A 15,841-nucleotide genomic window follows, 5' to 3' on the forward strand; every position below is an offset into this window, starting at 1 on the left:
AAGTTCCACGAAAAAGGGGTTCCTGCCTTCAGGAGCATACTTCACAAGATTTGCAAATAGATGGACCTGTACTTTCATATCACAAAAGCCCTTTGTTACCGCCTGTCATTGCGAGCGATAGCGAAGCAATCTCAAATCCCCCTCTATCCCCCTTTTCTAAAGGGGGAGGAAAGGGGGGATTGCTTCATCACTACGCTCCTCGCAATGACAATACCACTGCAAACTGTTTAATGAAACAAGTACACTATTTACTCAAGCCCAAGTTCCCTGAGTTTTTCCTTTGTGGGAATGCCGTTCTGGTCCCATCCCCGCAGTTTGTAATACTCATTTAACATTTCATCAAGGTGAACCACAAGCCCTTTGGACGGGCCCTCGGGCATTGGATCTTTTAGAAGGCGGTCCGGTAGCGTATCATCCTTTCGCGAAAAGCCTGCCTTCACCATGAACTGCCTCTCGGCATTGAAAATCCGCTCGCCCGCCTTTTCAACTTCCTCGACCGTGTATCCTGCGCCGGTAGCCGCATTCAGAAAGTTGCAGAACCCCTCGGGCGTTACCTCCAGCACGGGCCGCACGTAATAGCGGATCGCAAAGAAGTAGCACACCCCAGAGGAATCTATCACTGATGACATATCCTGATGTATCTTAACAAGCCTGGGCTTGCCTTTCCATTCCTGGGGATCAACTATTGTTGGCACGCCGAAGACCTCGAAGTAGGCTGTCTGGGCTCTCATATGTGATGCTCCGATGGGCGAGGTGGCATAGGCAAGCCCCATGCCCTGGATTCCCTGCGGATGGTATCCGGCCAGATCCTGTTTCTTTGATACCATAGCAAGCTCGGGGTGCCCGTATTGCTCTGCCATCCTGTAGCTGCCCTGTGCCAGTATATCCCCAAAACCTTCCCTGTACCCGGTTTTTCTGGTGAATTCAACAATGGCCTTCGCATCGCCCCATTTCAGTGGTTGTCCAATATCTTTTTCCGGCAAATACCCCCTGTCATAGAGTTCCATGGCGCAGGCAATGGCCGAGCCCATGGAAATTGTATCCATTCCAAGGTCATTACAGATATAGTTTGCCTTAATCACTGCCGCAAGGTTGTCGTTCAGGCAATCGGGACCGAAAGCGTAAATCGTTTCGTATTCGGGCCCCTCTCCCTCTCCCTCAAATTCAGGATCTTTAACCCTTGTTCCCCTGCCGCAGCCAATCGGGCAATCGGCACAGTATTTCGGTTTTTCAAGGAAATTGTCTACCATGGTCTGGCTGCTTACCTTTTCCCACTTCTCCCATATGCTCTGCTGAAAATTCTTTGTGGGGAGTATTCCAACCTTCTGGTTTGAGCCCACTGCGTAGGAAGTGCCGTACACGCGAAGCACAGGCGGGGAATCCTTGTTCGCCTCCTTGAATTTGCTAAGGGCTCCTGCTCGGAGTTTATTGAATCCCTCCCCGTCATAGAGGGAAATGTCCCCTTCGCCGCGGACCACGACGGCCTTCAGGTTCTTTGAACCCATCACGGCCCCCACACCCGAGCGCGCAGCCGACCTGTCCTTGTCATTCATCACTGCGGCAAAGAGCACAAGCCGTTCACCGGCAGGGCCGATGCAAGCAACCTTTGCCTCGGGTGATGTTTCGCCATTTAAAATGTCCGTTGTTTCGTTCACGGTCTTACCCCACAAGTGGCTTGCGGAGCGAAGTTCATATTTTCCATTGCTAACCCAGAGATATACCGGCTTCTCGGAGCGGCCCGTGAATATGAAGGCGTCAAAGCCGGACTTTTTCATCTCCTTTGGGAATTTTCCCCCTGAATTTGAACACGTTACGGAACCGGTGAGTGGAGATTTTGTCATTATCATATAACGCGCACCTGTTGGAACTCTTGTTCCTGTCAGGGGTCCCACAGCCATTATCATCATATTTTCAGTGGAAAAGGGCTCAATGCGTGGGTCCAGTTCTTTGTTCAGATAATATATGCCAAGCCCTCTGCCTCCAATATAGTCCTTTGCAACTTTTGGATCAAGTCTCTCTTCTTTTAGTGTGCCAGTGGTAAGATTTACTCTTAAAACCCGTCCTCTCCATCCGTGCATTGTACACCTCTTTATATTTTTTTATTGCTCTGCTCTTCTGTATATAGAGCATTGTTATCTGAAATGAATCCTTTTAAAAATTTATCGAATAAATACTTAACCCTTTATCAGATGTCAAGAAATTGTAAGAGGCTTCTGAGAAACAGAGTTTTCTCAGCCTTCGTAGGACAGGCGCCTGCCTGCGGTAGGCAGGTCTCGCCTGTCCTACTGGCTTTTTGGGGTCGTGTAAATCCAATATCAATAGGTTAATTTACCCTTTACATCTTGGGCAGTAAAAGGCTGCGGTTTCAGGAGAGAAAAAGTCTATATCGCACTTGAGGCAGGTTAGAATCTTTATGCCATTTCTTTCCATCTCGCGCACGATGGTATAGTAGTAGATGCGATAACCACACTTGTAACAAAAAAGAGAAGACTCTCTCCCTTTCCCATCCCTTGCAATCATGGTGTTCCCGCATCTTAAGCAGGTAACATTTGCATCTATTTTATATAAAACTAAGGGCATAGCTTTTATCCAACCATCTATTTTTCAAAATATGCATTTTTCCTGTTTTGTAAATAGGAAAATTACTAATCGCTCAATAGCTGTCAGCTTTCAGCTCTCAGCTAACTTGAAACTTGAAGCAAAAATATCAACCCTCAACCTCTTGACCCCTTTACCTACTTACTATCTGAAAAATTCCCAACCTGCAAATTTCCATTTTCCGTCAGGTTCTTTTCTATAATACATTCTTATATTTTCTTTTTTGTAATAGGATTTTTTTAACTTAATTTCAACCTTGAAAGCCCCCTCTTCTTTATAAATCCTCTGAATCCAGTAACCTGAAGACTTGCTAAGTTCCCATTCAGTCCTTGGAAGGTTTGTTGTCGGGTTAATTTTTTGGAGTGATTTAAAATCCTCTTCAATTCTTTCCTTGGGAGGCTTTTCGCAAGCAATGAGTAAAGGCAGCAACAGAAAAAGAAATAAAAAGTATTTTAAATTGCCCGAGCTTTTCATCAGATTATCTCCTTAAAAGAAAATTTAGTGTATAAAGTTTCTTTAATATATTGAAATTATTTAAAAAGTCAATAAGTTCCCGTTATTCAAAAAGTGTCAGCAGGCAAGGTAGCCTGCGGAGTTCGGTAAAAGAATCCTGTAGCTGTAGAGCAAAGCTCTGCTCTAAGAATGAATCAAGGGGCAAGGGAGAGGTTTTCTTTATATTATAATCTTGAAGAAACTGGACATTTTTGATAAGCAGGTAAAAATTAAGATTGCAAGGGAGTGGAATAAAGGTGAAAGACTTTTGCTTTAAATTAAAAAACAAAGTGCTCTCAGGAGGCGAAATCTACTTTGAGGAAGCACTGGAATTAATTAAACTGGACGGACCCCAAATCTTTGACCTTTTGGCTTGCGCCAACTGGATAAGGCATACATATAAAAAGGGAAAAATCATATTCTGCTCCATTGTCAATGCAAAATGCGGAGGATGTTCTGAGGACTGTGCATTTTGTTCCCAGTCTGTTCATTATCAGACAAATATTAATTCCTACCCTTTGCTTTCTGCTGATGAAATAGTTAACAGCGCAAAGGAGGCTTTTAAATATGGTGCTACGGAGTTTTCAATTGTAACAAGCGGGAGAGGCGTAGAAGAGGAAAAGGAGATATCGCGCCTTGAGGAAACTTTTTCTAAATTCAATGAAACCCTGCAAATCCCTGTGTGTGCTTCGCTTGGGTTTTTAGATATTGATACAGCTTTAAGGTTTAAAAAAGCAGGGCTTGAAAATTACCATCATAATCTTGAAACATCTGAAAGCTTTTTTAAGAATATCTGCTCAACCCATTCCTATAGAGAAAGCGTTGAAACAGTAAGGATTGCCAAAAAGACTGGCTTCAGGGTCTGTTCAGGAGGAATTTTTGGAATGGGAGAGACACTGCAACAAAGAGTTGAACTGGCTTTTACTTTAAGAGAGCTTGATGTTGACTGCATACCAATGAATTTTTTAAACCCGATTCCCGGAACACCTCTTGAAAACATGCCTCCAATGAAACCGCTTGAAATATTAAAGACCATTGCAGTTTATCGCTTTATTCTGCAGCAGAAGGATATAATCATCTGTGGGGGAAGGGAAATCAACCTGCGTGATTTGCAGTCTTTTATGTTTGTTGCAGGCGCTAACGGAACAATGCTTGGCAATTACCTGACAACAAAGGGAAGGGCAGCGCAAGAAGATATGCAGATGATTAAGGATTTAGAGCTTGAAGCGACAAAATGATACTTTTTCAACAAGATATTAGAGCTGTTATTAACAGGTTTTAAGGAGATGTTTCAACAGGTTTTTAAACAAGTTTTCAATAAAACAGGGAAAAGGAGAAGATGTCTGTAAATAAAGAAAAAATAAATAATAAAGCTGAACTTGAAAGTGATGACAAACAGCATATCTGGCACCCTTTTACCCAGATGAAGGAATATATTGAAGAGAAGCCTCTTATTATTGAAGAAGGAGAGGGGGTTTATTTAAAAGACATTTACGGGAATTCATATATTGATGGTGTTTCATCCCTGTGGGTAACAACACATGGCCACAGGAAAAAAGAGATTGATGATGCAATCATCAGGCAGATAAAAAAAATCTCCCATTCAACACTTCTCGGACTTGCAAATACTCCGGCAATAAACTTAGCAAAAAAACTTATCCAGATAGTGCCTCAAGGATTAGAAAAAGTTTTTTTTTCTGATAACGGCTCTACGGCAGTTGAGATAAGCTTAAAAATTGCCTTCCAGTACTGGCAGCAGAAGGGAGAAAAATATAAAAGCAAAACAAGGTTTGCTTCTTTAAAAAACGCCTATCACGGAGATACTCTCGGCGCGGTAAGCGTTGGAGGGATAGACCTGTTCCATAATATCTACAGCCCGTTGCTCTTCAGGACATTTAAAGCCAAATCCCCTTATTGTTACAGATGCGAAGATGGATTGAGCTATCCTGATTGCAAACTTTTCTGCGCTAAGGATTTAGAAGAAATTTTAAAAAATAACAGCTCTGAAATTGCGGCTTTAATAATTGAGCCAATGGTTCAGGCAGCAGGGGGTATGATTGTCTTTCCGAAGGGGTATCTGAAAAAGGCAAGAGAGCTCTGCACAAAATATAATGTACTGATGATAACTGATGAGGTGGCAACAGGGTTTGGAAGGACAGGCAAAATGTTTGCCTGCGAGCATGAAAAAATAGCTCCTGATATTATGGCTGTTGCAAAGGGGATAACAGGAGGCTACCTGCCTCTGGCAGTAACTATTACTACAAAAGAGATATACAATGCTTTTTTAGGAGAATACAGAGAATTAAAAACTTTCTTTCATGGCCACACATACACAGGAAACCCACTTGCCTGCGCTGCAGCATTAGCCTCTTTAAAAATCTTTGAAGATGAAAAAGTATTGGATAATCTTCAGGTGAAGATTTCATATCTCAAGGAAAGACTCCAGAGTTTTTATGAACTGCCCGGTGTTGGTGATATCCGCCAGTGCGGGTTTATTACAGGAATTGAGCTTGTAAAAAACAAAGCCTCAAAAGAATATTATCCACTGGAGGAAAAAATCGGGGTTAAGGTAATAATGGAGGCAAGAAAAAGGGGTGTAATCCTGCGGCCCCTTGGGAATGTGATTGTCCTGATGCCACCGCTCTCTATATCCCAAAACGAACTCAGACAGCTTGTTGATGTGACATATGAAGCGATTAAGGCTGTGAGTTAGGCGGCAAAGGGGTTTTTGCATGGAGCATGGAGACAGAAAGATCCCTCTTTGTCATTGCGAGCAAAGCGAAGCAATCTCGTTTGACATAAAGAAAATTTTTTAATAATAATCAAACTCCTATGGAAAAGAAAAATTATGATGATTTAAAAGAGATAGCACTTCGCGAGGATATGAGCCTTTTTGGTGTAGCTGACCTTGGCGGGATAAGGCAGACCTTTCATTCTTCAATAGAAAATGTTGCAAAAGACCTTTCCTTTGGTATTTCCTTTGGCTTTCATTTGTCAGAGTCAATTTTGGATGGGATTATTGACAAGCCTACTCTTATCTACAAGCATCACTACAAGGCTGTAAATTACAGGCTTGACCAAGTAGCCTTAAAGGTTGTGAAATTTATTCAGGATAATGGTTTTAATGCCTTTCCAATACCTGCATCGCAGACAATTGACTGGGAGAACCAATTGGGACATCTTTCACACAAGCTTGTGGCAAAATTTGCAGGGCTTGGTTTTATTGGAAGGTCAAGCCTTCTTGTAAATCCTGAGCATGGTGCAAAGGTGAGGTATGTAACGATTCTAACTGACCTTCCCCTTGAGGCAAATAAACCACTTGAGATTGATTGCAAGGAATGCAAAAAATGCATTGAAGCTTGCCCTGCACAGGCGATTACTATGGAAGAGTATGATAAGGCAAAATGCACTGAGAAGCTGAAGGAGTTTTCAAAGGAGAGAGGAATCGGAGTCTATATCTGCGGGGTTTGTGTGAGGGAGTGTAAGGGAAAAGTGAATAGTGGTCAGTGAACAGTGAATAGTTTTTTATAAAAGAGTTTTAGGTTTCAATATTTTAATTGCAACTATCTGATTATTCATCTATATTTTAATATGAAAATTTTAAAAAGAAAAAAAGTTCAGTATAAAGTTAAACTCTATACTAAATTTATTATGAGTTAAAAATGAAAAGAATCTGGATTAATAAATCATCATCTTTTAAAGCTGCAAATCAGTTTGATATTAATTATTACCTTTCTATGTCTTCTTTGGAAAGGCTGGAGACCATGCAGTTTTTAAGAGAAATTGCCTTTAAGATAAAAAATTTGAAATATGGCAAAAATAGAAAAGGATTACGAAGAGTTATTAAGATTATTCAATAAACACAGAGTAAGGTATTGTATAGTCGGTGCCTTTGCTGTTGCCTTTTATGCAGTTCCTCGATACACGAAAGATATTGACATCTTTGTGGAACCTTCTGAAAAAAATGCTCACAATATATTGGAAGCGCTTAACGAATTTGGTTTTGAAACCTTAAAGCTTTCTATTGAAGATTTCAATCGGAAAGGAAAGATTATACAGCTCGGATATGAGCCAGTAAGAATAGATATTATTACTTCAATTGAAGGGTGTGCTTTTGATAAGGTATGGAAAAATAGGAAAACAGGGATGTACGGAGAAGAAAGAGTTTGCTTCATTGGATTGGATGAATTGATAAGGAATAAACAAGCCTTAAAACGGAAGCAGGATAAAGCAGATATTGATATTTTATTGATTGCAAAAAGACCAAGAAAGAAATAGAAAGTTTCAAACCAGAAACTCCAAAGAATTTCTTGACAAAAAAATTAAAGCTGTTATAGTTAGGTCAAAAATAACACACTGCAAGCAATAAGATTGTTTCAAAATAAGTTTACTATTTGATTTTCTTTGCAAGGAACAGAAATAAATCCTGTTCATGTTAAGGAGCAAAAATGGCATACTTCTTGCAGAGACAGACAGACAGACAGATTTAAAATCCCTAAAATATATTATTTCTAAAAACCCTCGTATGTTTCTGAGAGATGGAACTGCGAGGGTTTTTTGTTTTTTTGCAGGGACAGGGCTTGCCCCTGTCCAATCTGATGTAGCTGCAGAGCCTTGCTCTGCCTATAAGCACGGACAGCCACAAGGGCTGTCCCTACGGAAAATAGAGTTAAGAATTTAGAGAAAATTTATAAAATAACAAATTTTTAAGGAGGATTAGCATGCTTAAACGAATTTCATTTTTTCTCTCAACAGCGATTATTTTTTTCATCATTTCCGGTGTTTCGCTCGCTGCCACAATCCAGCTTCCACAGACAGGGCAGACAAAGTGCTACAACAAATCAGGCACAGAGATTCCCTGCACAGGCACAGGGCAGGATGGAGAGATTCAGGCAGGCATTGGATGGCCCAGTCCGCGTTTTGCTGACAATGGGAATGGAACAGTAACAGACAACCTTACAGGGCTGATGTGGGTAAAATCTCCTGACAGCACTACTCGAAGATGGTCTAAGGCACTCGATTATTGCAACAATTTAAATTTTGCTGGTCACACAGACTGGCGTCTCCCAAATGTGAACGAACTTGAAAGCCTTGTAAATGCTGATGTGCCAGACACAGCCACATGGCTTAATACACAGGGCTTTACTAATGTGCAGTCATTCTACTACTGGTCGTCCTCTACTAGCGCCTACAATACAAACCGCGCGTGGGACGTCAATATGGGCAGTGGCAGCATGTACTACTTCATTAAGGGCTACTACGATGACTATGTTTGGCCTGTGCGCGCTGGACAGTAGTAGGTAATTTGGAAATTTGGTAATTTGAAAAATTTTTAAAATGGCACAATATGAACATCTGCCAATATATAAGAAGGCAATGGATATATCCATATATATTGAAAACATAGTTAGAGGCTTTTCAAGGTATCACAAATATACGCTTGGGACAGACTTGAGGAATCTATCCCGTGAAGTTGTGAGGCTTATTATCCGGGCAAATTCTGAAAGAGAAAAATATTTAACACTTTGTACACTCCGGGATACTATTGAAGAACTCAAGGTAACTGTCAGGATATGTAAAGAGGTAAAGGCATTCAAGAGTTTTAATTCTTTTAAATATGCAGCGGAAGAAGTGATAAATTTGAGCAAACAGAAAAAGGGCTGTCTATAATTATTGTCAGAGAAACAGATAGATATGTTGGAAAAATTAAAGAACGTTTACCAGAGATGAAAATAACCAGCAATGAGAAAAATTATGTAGCATGACATTAAGGATTATATAACCATGAAATATAAAGGAGACACAAATATACCTAAACGAATTTCATTTATTTTGTCACTGTTACTTATTTTATTCATGTCCTCCATTGTCATTGCAGGGACAATCGAGCTTCCAAAGACAGGACAAACCACGAGCTATACAACAGGAGATGACGGTGATTTAGAAAGAGGAGTTGCATGGTCCAATCCAAGGTTTACTGATAACAGTAATGGAACAGTAACAGACAACCTAACAGGGCTTATGTGGTCAAAGAATGCAAATCTTCCTGATGGCTACATGACATGGCAGAATGCTCTTAATTATATAGCGTCTCTTAATAGTGGAAGTGGATTAGCCGACTACCATGACTGGCGACTTCCAAACAAAAAAGAGCTTCAAAGCCTGATTGACTATTCAAATCATGAGCCTGCATTGCCAACAGGTAATCCTTTTACAAATGTGCAGTCAGACTACTACTGGTCGTCCTCTACTTACGCCGACAGTACCTACTACGCGTGGTTCGTCGATATGTACGATGGCTACATGTACTACAACGGTAAGGACGGCGGCTATAACTATGTTTGGCCTGTGCGCGCTGGACAATCTGGGTCATTTGGTCATTTGGTTATTTCTGTTAGCCCCGCCTCAGGAGTTCAGAGCGGGAGCTTTGATGTTACTATAACTGGGACAAATTTTACCGGGGCTACAGAAGTAAGCTTTGGTTTAGGGATTACAGTAAACAGCTTCAATGTGGATAGCGATACTCAGGTAACCGCAAATATCACGATAGATTCTTCTGCCGTTGCAGGCGCAAGAGATGTGAGTGTAACAAACGCAGATGGAACAGGGAAAATGCTCGGCGGGTTTGTAATTAAAAGCCCCTGTGGCAGTGATAAGCCTTCAATTACAAAACTCAGCAAGTTAAAAGGAAAGCCCGGGAATGTTATAACCATTACTGGCAAGAATTTCTGTGATGAAGGAGGAGAGGTTTTGTTTGGAATCAAAAGCGCAGAGGTTTCTGTTTGGAGCAATCAAAGCATTTCTGTAAAAGTTCCAAATATTAAAGTTGGGAAATTGGGAAAAACTGTTTTAGTAAAAGTTAAATCTTCAAATGGCAAGATTAGCAATGTCAAAGCGTTTAAGGTATTGCCGACAAAGTGAACAGTGAATAGTTCTTTAAATCTTCTTCTTCAGTTCATCAAGTTTGTTTAATGCTTCAAGCGGGGTTAAGGAAGAGATATCAATTTTCTTAAGCTCTTCAATTACAGGGTTTGGCGGGTGGGTGAAGAGAGAAAGCTGGTCATTAACAGAGAGGGTGTTTTCTTTTTTTGAATGGGCAATAACTGGTTTCCCACCTTGGTCAAATTCTTTCTCTTCAAGATTTGCAAGCACCTCTTTTGCTCTTTCAATCACTTCCCTTGGAAGCCCTGCAAGCCTTGCAACCTGAATACCATAGCTTTTGTCAGCTCCGCCTTCAACAATCTTTCTCAGAAAAATAATTTCATCGTTCCATTCTTTTACTGCGATGTTGAAGTTTTTGACTGCCGGAAGGGTTGAAGCAAGTTCTGTGAGTTCGTGGTAATGGGTTGCAAAGAGCGTTTTTGCGCCAATACGGTTTTTGTCATGGATATATTCTGCCACTGCCCAAGCAATGCTTAAACCGTCAAAGGTGCTTGTGCCTCTTCCTATTTCATCAAGGAGTATAAGGCTTTTTGAAGTTGCATTGTTCAGGATATTTGCAGTCTCCTGCATTTCAACCATAAAAGTGCTTTGCCCTTTTACAAGGTTGTCAGCAGCTCCAACGCGGGTGAATATCCTGTCAACTATTCCAATGTGTGCTTCTTTTGCAGGAATGAAACTTCCCGTCTGGGCAAGAATCACAATCAGCGCTACCTGTCTCATGTAGGTTGATTTTCCTGCCATATTGGGACCTGTGATTATTATTACCTTGTTCTCCTCTGAATCAAGACAGGTATCATTCGGAATAAATCTTTCCTCTGGGTACAGGCTTTCAAGAACAGGATGCCTTCCATCCTTTATGCTTATAATTCCATCATCCTCTATTTCAGGTTTTATATAATTATTCCTGTAAGCAACCTCTGCAAGATTTGCCAGAACATCAAGAAGGGCGATTTTGTCTGATGTTTCCTTGATTCTGTTAATTTCACAAGCTACTTTATCTCTGATTTGTGCAAAGAGTTCAAATTCAAGCTCATTAATCTTTTCTTCAGCGCCTAAAATTCTTGATTCATAATCCCTCAGCTCCTCAGTAATAAATCTCTCTCCTGTTGCGATGGTCTGTTTTCTTATATAGTCAGGAGGAACAAGGCGCAGGTTAGTCTTTGTAACCTCTATGTAATATCCGAAGATTTTATTGAACCTCACCTTTAAAGAGCTTATTCCTGTTCTCTCTTTTTCCCTTATTTCAAGGGCTGCAAGCCACGAAGTGGCGTTTCCCTTTATCTCTCTTAACTCGTCAAGCTCCTTGCTGTAACCGGTTTTGATAATCCCGCCTTCCTTTAAAACCAGCGGAGGGAAATCTTTTATGGATGAATCAAGAAGAAAAAAGATGTCCTGCAAATCATCAAAGCCGGAAGCCACAGAGCTTAAAAACCCTGATTTGAATTTGTCAGTAAACTTTTTTATCTCTGGCAGGATTGAAAGGGATTCCTTTAAAGCCAAAAGGTCTCTTGCATTTGCTGTCTGAAGGCTGACCCTGCCTCCAAGCCTTTCAAGGTCATAGAGCTTTCCCATTAACTCCCGGAGAGAATCTCTCAGGCAGAATTCCTTTAAAAGCTCTTCAACGCTTTCCTGCCGTGCCCTTATCCCGTCAGTTTTTAATAAAGGATGGAGAAGCCATTTTCTCAGAGTTCTTGCTCCCATGCAGGTTCTGGTATGGTCTAATACTCCAAGCAGGGATTCTTCCTTAATCCCTTCTCTTATTGTTTGTGTCAGTTCAAGATTCGCCTGTGTGGTTTTATCAAGAACCATGTAATCGCCACGGTTAAACAGGGATATTTTATTGATATGTTCAAGCGGATTTTTCTGAGTCTCTTTCAAATAATGGATAAGGGCACCAGCGGCTGAGATTGAGGTTTTAAGTTCTTCGCACCCGAATCCTTCAAGGGAGGTTACTCTGAATTTATCAAGCAGAAGTCTTCTTGCATTTCCGTAGTCAAATGTCCAGTCATCATAGAATGTAAGAAAAAGCTGAGGGCTGAACATGGTTTTAAGCTTTTCTGTAAAAGCTTCTTCTGTGTTTTTCCGAAGAAGGATTTCTTTGGGAGAGAACCGCGATATCTCTGCTTCAAGCCTTGAAAGGCTGTTGGTCCTTTCAATCTCTTCAACCATAAATTCCCCTGTTGTTACATCTATTACAGCTATTCCTATTTTTTCCATGCTCGTTGCAAGAGAGAGGATGAAGCTGTTGGTTTTAGGGTTAAGCAGTGCAGTATCAATGACTGTTCCCGGGGTTACAACCCTTACAACCTCACGTTTGACAATTTTTTTAGTTTTTTTGGGGTCTTCAACCTGGTCACATATGGCTACCTTGAATCCTTGATTGATAAGTTTATGCAGATAGGAGTTAACAGCATGGTAAGGTATGCCGCACAGGGGAATATCTTCTCCGATATGTTTTCCCCTTGTTGTTAGGGTAATCTGCAGCGCTTTTGATGCAACCTTTGCATCATCAAAAAACATCTCGTAAAAGTCACCAATGCGGAAAAAAAGAATTGCATCCTGATGCTGGCTTTTAATCCGGTGATATTGTTCCATCATCGGGGTGAGATTGTCCATAGAAAAACCTTAAGCAATTAAATCCAAATATCAAAGTTCAAGCGCCAAGGGAATCTTGTTGTTCTAATGTATCAGCCGCCCTATTCTCTCCCAGCGGACTTTATTCATTAATGAAGTATTTTTATGCCACGACCAGTATATCATAAAGGCTTTCCCTTTTATCTTTTCCCTGTCAACAAATTTCCAGAATCTGCTGTCAAGGCTTCTGTCCCTGTTATCACCCATTACAAAGTACGACCCTTCCGGGACGTTTATGGGTCCAAAATTATCCCTCAGCCCTTCATCTCCCAAGACAGCATTTGAGTCTTTCTTGAAGATAAACGAGTCCTTGTGGATTACATATGGTTCATAGGTTTTTTTATGGTTTAAGAAAATATTTTTATTCCTGCTTTTTATTCTGTCTCCTCCCATGGCAATAACTCTTTTAATAAAATCCCTCGTTTCATCTACAGGATATCTGAAGACTATAACATCCTGTCTTTTGGGGTCAGTGAACCAGTAGATAAACTTATTGACCAGTATGTGGTCTCCTATCTGGAGTGTATCGAGCATTGAGCCTGAGGGAATTTTAAAAGCCTGCACAACATATGTCCGTATTGTAAGCGCAAGAATCAGTGCAATTATTATTGCCTCGGCGTATTCCCTCAATACAGACTTAATTGAATGCTGGATATCTCTTGCGATTTCCAGCAAATCATAGGAGTATTTCTTTATATCAGATAAATTTTCCTTCTGGACAGCGGTTTCAAGGTTTTTGCAGCAGGTTTCAAACCTTTTCAGATCCTTGGTATCTATTTTATCCTCAATACGAGCTATCTCTTTTTTTGACCTTTCTATGATCTTATTAGCCTTCCTGATATTTCTCTTAATTTTCCACATTTTTACCTCTATTGTTTTTTAATGAATTTCCTTCAAGCAATTTAGATTTCATCATCTGTCATTGATCAAAAAATTTCTTAGGACAGGCGCCTGCCTGCCGGCAGGCAGGTCTCGCCTGATTATTTTCATCCCTTTCTGTGAACCAAAGACTCGTAGCGGTTTCCACTCCCCGCTTTCGTGGGAATGACATAAAAAGTAGCTACCTAAAAAAACTCCTGAGAATTAAAACAGTGAAAAACTATATCTGCAGTATTGCCATAAAGGCTTCCTGAGGGATTTCAACCTTTCCTATCTGTTTCATCCTTTTTTTGCCCTCTTTCTGCTTTTCGAGAAGTTTTCTTTTTCTTGTAATATCTCCTCCATAGCATTTTGCGGTAACATTTTTTCTCAAAGCCTTTACAGTTTCTCTTGCTATTATCTTGCTTCCTATTGCTGCCTGTATTGCCACTTCAAACATCTGTCGTGGGATAATTTCCCTCATCTTTTCAGTCAGGTCCCTTCCCTTGTAATAGGCTTTGTCTTTATGCACAATCAGGGAAAGGGCATCAACAGCTTCACCGTTGAGAAGTATATCAAGTTTGACAAGGTTTGCTTCCCTGTAGCATAAGAAGTTGTAATCAAATGAAGCATATCCCTTGCTTATGGACTTTAGCTTATCGTAAAAATCAAGGGCAATTTCATTAAATGGCAGCTCATAGGATATCATCACTCTTCTTTCATCCAAGTACCGAATCTCTTTCTGTATGCCTCTTTTATCCTGACACAGCTGCAGAATGTCTCCAACATATTCATTTGGCGTTAATATGTTTGCAGAAATTATTGGCTCCTCTATTTTTACTGTTAATTGCTGGGAAGGGAGTTTTGAAGGGTTGTCCACATCAATTAAGCTTCCATCAGTTTTCGTGACTTTATAGATAACAGTAGGCGCTGTAGTAATCAGCGAGAGACCGTATTCCCTCTCAAGCCTTTCCCTGATGATTTCCATATGAAGAAGCCCAAGGAAGCCGCACCTGAAGCCAAAGCCAAGGGCAAGAGAAGATTCAGGCTCATAAGTAAAGGCTGAATCATTGAGCCTCAGCTTTTCAAGCGCCTCTCTTAAATTCTGGTAGTCATCGCTGATAATAGTGTATAGCCCTGAAAACACCATGGATTTTACTTCCTTATATCCGGGGAAGGGCTCTTTTGTGGGTTTTATTGCAGAGGTTACTGTATCCCCTATCTTTGTATCAGAAATCTTTTTTATTCCTGCAGTAATGAATCCTACTTCTCCGGAAGAAAGAGAGGGAAGGTCCACAGGCTTTGGGGTGAGAGTGCCAATTTGAGAAACTTCATACTCCTTGTTGTTTGACATTAAAAGAATCTTATCACCTTTCCTGACCTCACCATCAATAACCCTTGTTAAGACAACAGCTCCCTGGTAAGGATCAAACCAGGAGTCAAAGATTAAAGCCTTAAGCGGTTTATTTATATCCCCTTTTGGAAGAGGGATTCTTTTGACAATTGCTTCAAGAACATCCTTGATTCCTATCCCTTCTTTTGCGCTTACAAGAAGGGCTTCATTGGAATCAAATCCTAAAATATCCTCTATCTGGGTTTTTACTCTTTCAATATCTGCACTCGGAAGGTCAATTTTGTTAATTATTGGAATCATTGCAAGTTCGTTATCCATTGCAAGATACACATTTGCCAGAGTCTGGGCTTCAACCCCCTGCGAGGCGTCAATTATAACAAGAGCTCCTTCGCAGCTTGCAAGGCTTCGCGAGACTTCATAGGTGAAATCCACGTGCCCCGGAGTATCAATTAGATTTAAGATATATGTATTTCCATCATCTGCTTTATAGTTGAGCCTTACAGCATGGGCTTTAATTGTTATGCCCCGCTCTCTTTCAAGATCCATGTCATCAAGCACCTGGTCAAGCATCTCCCTCTGCGAGAGCGCGCCTGTCATTTCAAGAAGCCGGTCTGCCAGGGTTGATTTCCCGTGGTCAATATGGGCAATGATTGAAAAATTTCTGATTAATGAAGAATCCATATTCCCTAATAATGTTAAAAATTTAAGCCCTGAAAACTACAAATTCTAAATTCTAATGCTCAAAATTCTAAAAAACTTAAAACATTTGAATTTTTAACATTATTTAGGATTTTGAATTTAGAATTTAATGTTTATTTATTTTCCATGGCTTTTTATAATTAATGAAAAAACTTTCGTCAATGAAAAAACTTTATTTCGTGGTAGCCACATGAAAATGTCAGTGTAACAGCCAAGTGAAAATGTCAGTAGAATATCCTGTTGAAAAGACAGGAGGGAAGGATG

The 15,841-nt window shown here is 40.5% G+C and carries 14 protein-coding genes; 9 read left to right on the forward strand and 5 right to left on the reverse strand.

Annotated features, from left to right (window positions below):
• Nucleotides 1-248: 248 nt before the first annotated feature.
• Entirely contained in the window at nucleotides 249-2,078 is a 1,830-nt protein-coding gene (locus A3H37_02200; GenBank protein OGL50676.1) for an aldehyde ferredoxin oxidoreductase, read from the reverse strand.
• 664 nt (nucleotides 2,079-2,742) lie between these two features.
• Complete coding sequence (locus A3H37_02205; GenBank protein ID OGL50677.1) at nucleotides 2,743-3,072, reverse strand: hypothetical protein; 330 nt, start codon at nucleotides 3,070-3,072, stop codon at nucleotides 2,743-2,745.
• A gap of 275 nt (nucleotides 3,073-3,347) precedes the next feature.
• Between A3H37_02205 and A3H37_02210 the strand changes: the two genes are divergently transcribed.
• From A3H37_02210 to A3H37_02250, 9 genes are all read left to right on the forward strand, one after another.
• Nucleotides 3,348-4,328, forward strand: coding sequence for a biotin synthase BioB (locus tag A3H37_02210; GenBank protein ID OGL50688.1), 981 nt, complete (start codon nucleotides 3,348-3,350; stop codon nucleotides 4,326-4,328).
• A gap of 101 nt (nucleotides 4,329-4,429) precedes the next feature.
• Nucleotides 4,430-5,803: an adenosylmethionine--8-amino-7-oxononanoate transaminase gene (locus A3H37_02215; protein ID OGL50678.1), complete on the forward strand. Its 1,374-nt coding sequence runs from the start codon at nucleotides 4,430-4,432 to the stop codon at nucleotides 5,801-5,803.
• Nucleotides 5,804-5,922: 119 nt separating this feature from the next.
• Nucleotides 5,923-6,600 (forward strand): hypothetical protein, encoded by a 678-nt coding sequence (locus A3H37_02220; protein OGL50679.1) that lies wholly within the window; start codon nucleotides 5,923-5,925, stop codon nucleotides 6,598-6,600.
• Nucleotides 6,601-6,752: 152 nt separating this feature from the next.
• Nucleotides 6,753-6,950, forward strand: a complete 198-nt coding sequence (locus tag A3H37_02225) for a hypothetical protein (protein ID OGL50680.1) — start codon at nucleotides 6,753-6,755, stop codon at nucleotides 6,948-6,950.
• Nucleotides 6,901-7,368, forward strand: coding sequence for a hypothetical protein (locus tag A3H37_02230; protein OGL50681.1), 468 nt, complete (start codon nucleotides 6,901-6,903; stop codon nucleotides 7,366-7,368). The genes A3H37_02225 and A3H37_02230 overlap by 50 nt, the downstream gene beginning before the upstream one ends.
• 154 nt (nucleotides 7,369-7,522) lie before the next feature.
• Nucleotides 7,523-7,771: a hypothetical protein gene (locus A3H37_02235; GenBank protein OGL50682.1), complete on the forward strand. Its 249-nt coding sequence runs from the start codon at nucleotides 7,523-7,525 to the stop codon at nucleotides 7,769-7,771.
• A gap of 40 nt (nucleotides 7,772-7,811) precedes the next feature.
• Nucleotides 7,812-8,387: a hypothetical protein gene (locus tag A3H37_02240; protein ID OGL50683.1), complete on the forward strand. Its 576-nt coding sequence runs from the start codon at nucleotides 7,812-7,814 to the stop codon at nucleotides 8,385-8,387.
• Nucleotides 8,388-8,427: 40 nt separating this feature from the next.
• Nucleotides 8,428-8,760, forward strand: a complete 333-nt coding sequence (locus A3H37_02245) for a hypothetical protein (protein OGL50684.1) — start codon at nucleotides 8,428-8,430, stop codon at nucleotides 8,758-8,760.
• A gap of 114 nt (nucleotides 8,761-8,874) precedes the next feature.
• Nucleotides 8,875-10,011, forward strand: a complete 1,137-nt coding sequence (locus A3H37_02250) for a hypothetical protein (GenBank protein ID OGL50685.1) — start codon at nucleotides 8,875-8,877, stop codon at nucleotides 10,009-10,011.
• Nucleotides 10,012-10,026: 15 nt separating this feature from the next.
• On the opposite strand, the gene A3H37_02255 is transcribed toward A3H37_02250, so the two are convergent.
• The 3 genes from A3H37_02255 to A3H37_02265 all read right to left on the reverse strand — a co-directional run bounded on the left by A3H37_02255 (nucleotide 10,027) and on the right by A3H37_02265 (nucleotide 15,559).
• On the reverse strand, nucleotides 10,027-12,648 hold the full coding sequence (locus A3H37_02255) for a DNA mismatch repair protein MutS (protein OGL50686.1): 2,622 nt from the start codon (nucleotides 12,646-12,648) through the stop codon (nucleotides 10,027-10,029).
• A 63-nt stretch (nucleotides 12,649-12,711) separates the two neighbouring features.
• Nucleotides 12,712-13,320 carry a signal peptidase I gene (locus A3H37_02260; protein ID OGL50689.1) on the reverse strand — a complete coding sequence of 203 codons (609 nt, stop codon included), beginning with the start codon at nucleotides 13,318-13,320 and terminating at the stop codon, nucleotides 12,712-12,714.
• Between the two features lie 445 nt (nucleotides 13,321-13,765).
• Nucleotides 13,766-15,559 carry an elongation factor 4 gene (locus A3H37_02265; protein OGL50687.1) on the reverse strand — a complete coding sequence of 598 codons (1,794 nt, stop codon included), beginning with the start codon at nucleotides 15,557-15,559 and terminating at the stop codon, nucleotides 13,766-13,768.
• Nucleotides 15,560-15,841: the final 282 nt, after the last annotated feature.

This window comes from Candidatus Schekmanbacteria bacterium RIFCSPLOWO2_02_FULL_38_14 (genome assembly GCA_001790855.1).
Classification (GTDB): domain Bacteria; phylum Schekmanbacteria; class GWA2-38-11; order GWA2-38-11; family GWA2-38-11; genus 2-02-FULL-38-14-A.

Excerpts from the sequence above, each read along its gene's own strand:
- A3H37_02200 (OGL50676.1), bottom strand. The coding sequence starts at position 2,078 with ATGCACGGATGGAGAGGACGGGTTTTAAGAGTAAATCTTACCACTGGC.
- A3H37_02205 (OGL50677.1), bottom strand. The coding sequence starts at position 3,072 with ATGAAAAGCTCGGGCAATTTAAAATACTTTTTATTTCTTTTTCTGTTG.
- A3H37_02215 (OGL50678.1), top strand. The coding sequence starts at position 4,430 with ATGTCTGTAAATAAAGAAAAAATAAATAATAAAGCTGAACTTGAAAGT.
- A3H37_02220 (OGL50679.1), top strand. The coding sequence starts at position 5,923 with ATGGAAAAGAAAAATTATGATGATTTAAAAGAGATAGCACTTCGCGAG.
- A3H37_02225 (OGL50680.1), top strand. The coding sequence starts at position 6,753 with ATGAAAAGAATCTGGATTAATAAATCATCATCTTTTAAAGCTGCAAAT.
- A3H37_02230 (OGL50681.1), top strand. The coding sequence starts at position 6,901 with ATGGCAAAAATAGAAAAGGATTACGAAGAGTTATTAAGATTATTCAAT.
- A3H37_02235 (OGL50682.1), top strand. The coding sequence starts at position 7,523 with ATGTTAAGGAGCAAAAATGGCATACTTCTTGCAGAGACAGACAGACAG.
- A3H37_02240 (OGL50683.1), top strand. The coding sequence starts at position 7,812 with ATGCTTAAACGAATTTCATTTTTTCTCTCAACAGCGATTATTTTTTTC.
- A3H37_02245 (OGL50684.1), top strand. The coding sequence starts at position 8,428 with ATGGCACAATATGAACATCTGCCAATATATAAGAAGGCAATGGATATA.
- A3H37_02250 (OGL50685.1), top strand. The coding sequence starts at position 8,875 with ATGAAATATAAAGGAGACACAAATATACCTAAACGAATTTCATTTATT.
- A3H37_02255 (OGL50686.1), bottom strand. The coding sequence starts at position 12,648 with ATGGACAATCTCACCCCGATGATGGAACAATATCACCGGATTAAAAGC.
- A3H37_02265 (OGL50687.1), bottom strand. The coding sequence starts at position 15,559 with ATGGATTCTTCATTAATCAGAAATTTTTCAATCATTGCCCATATTGAC.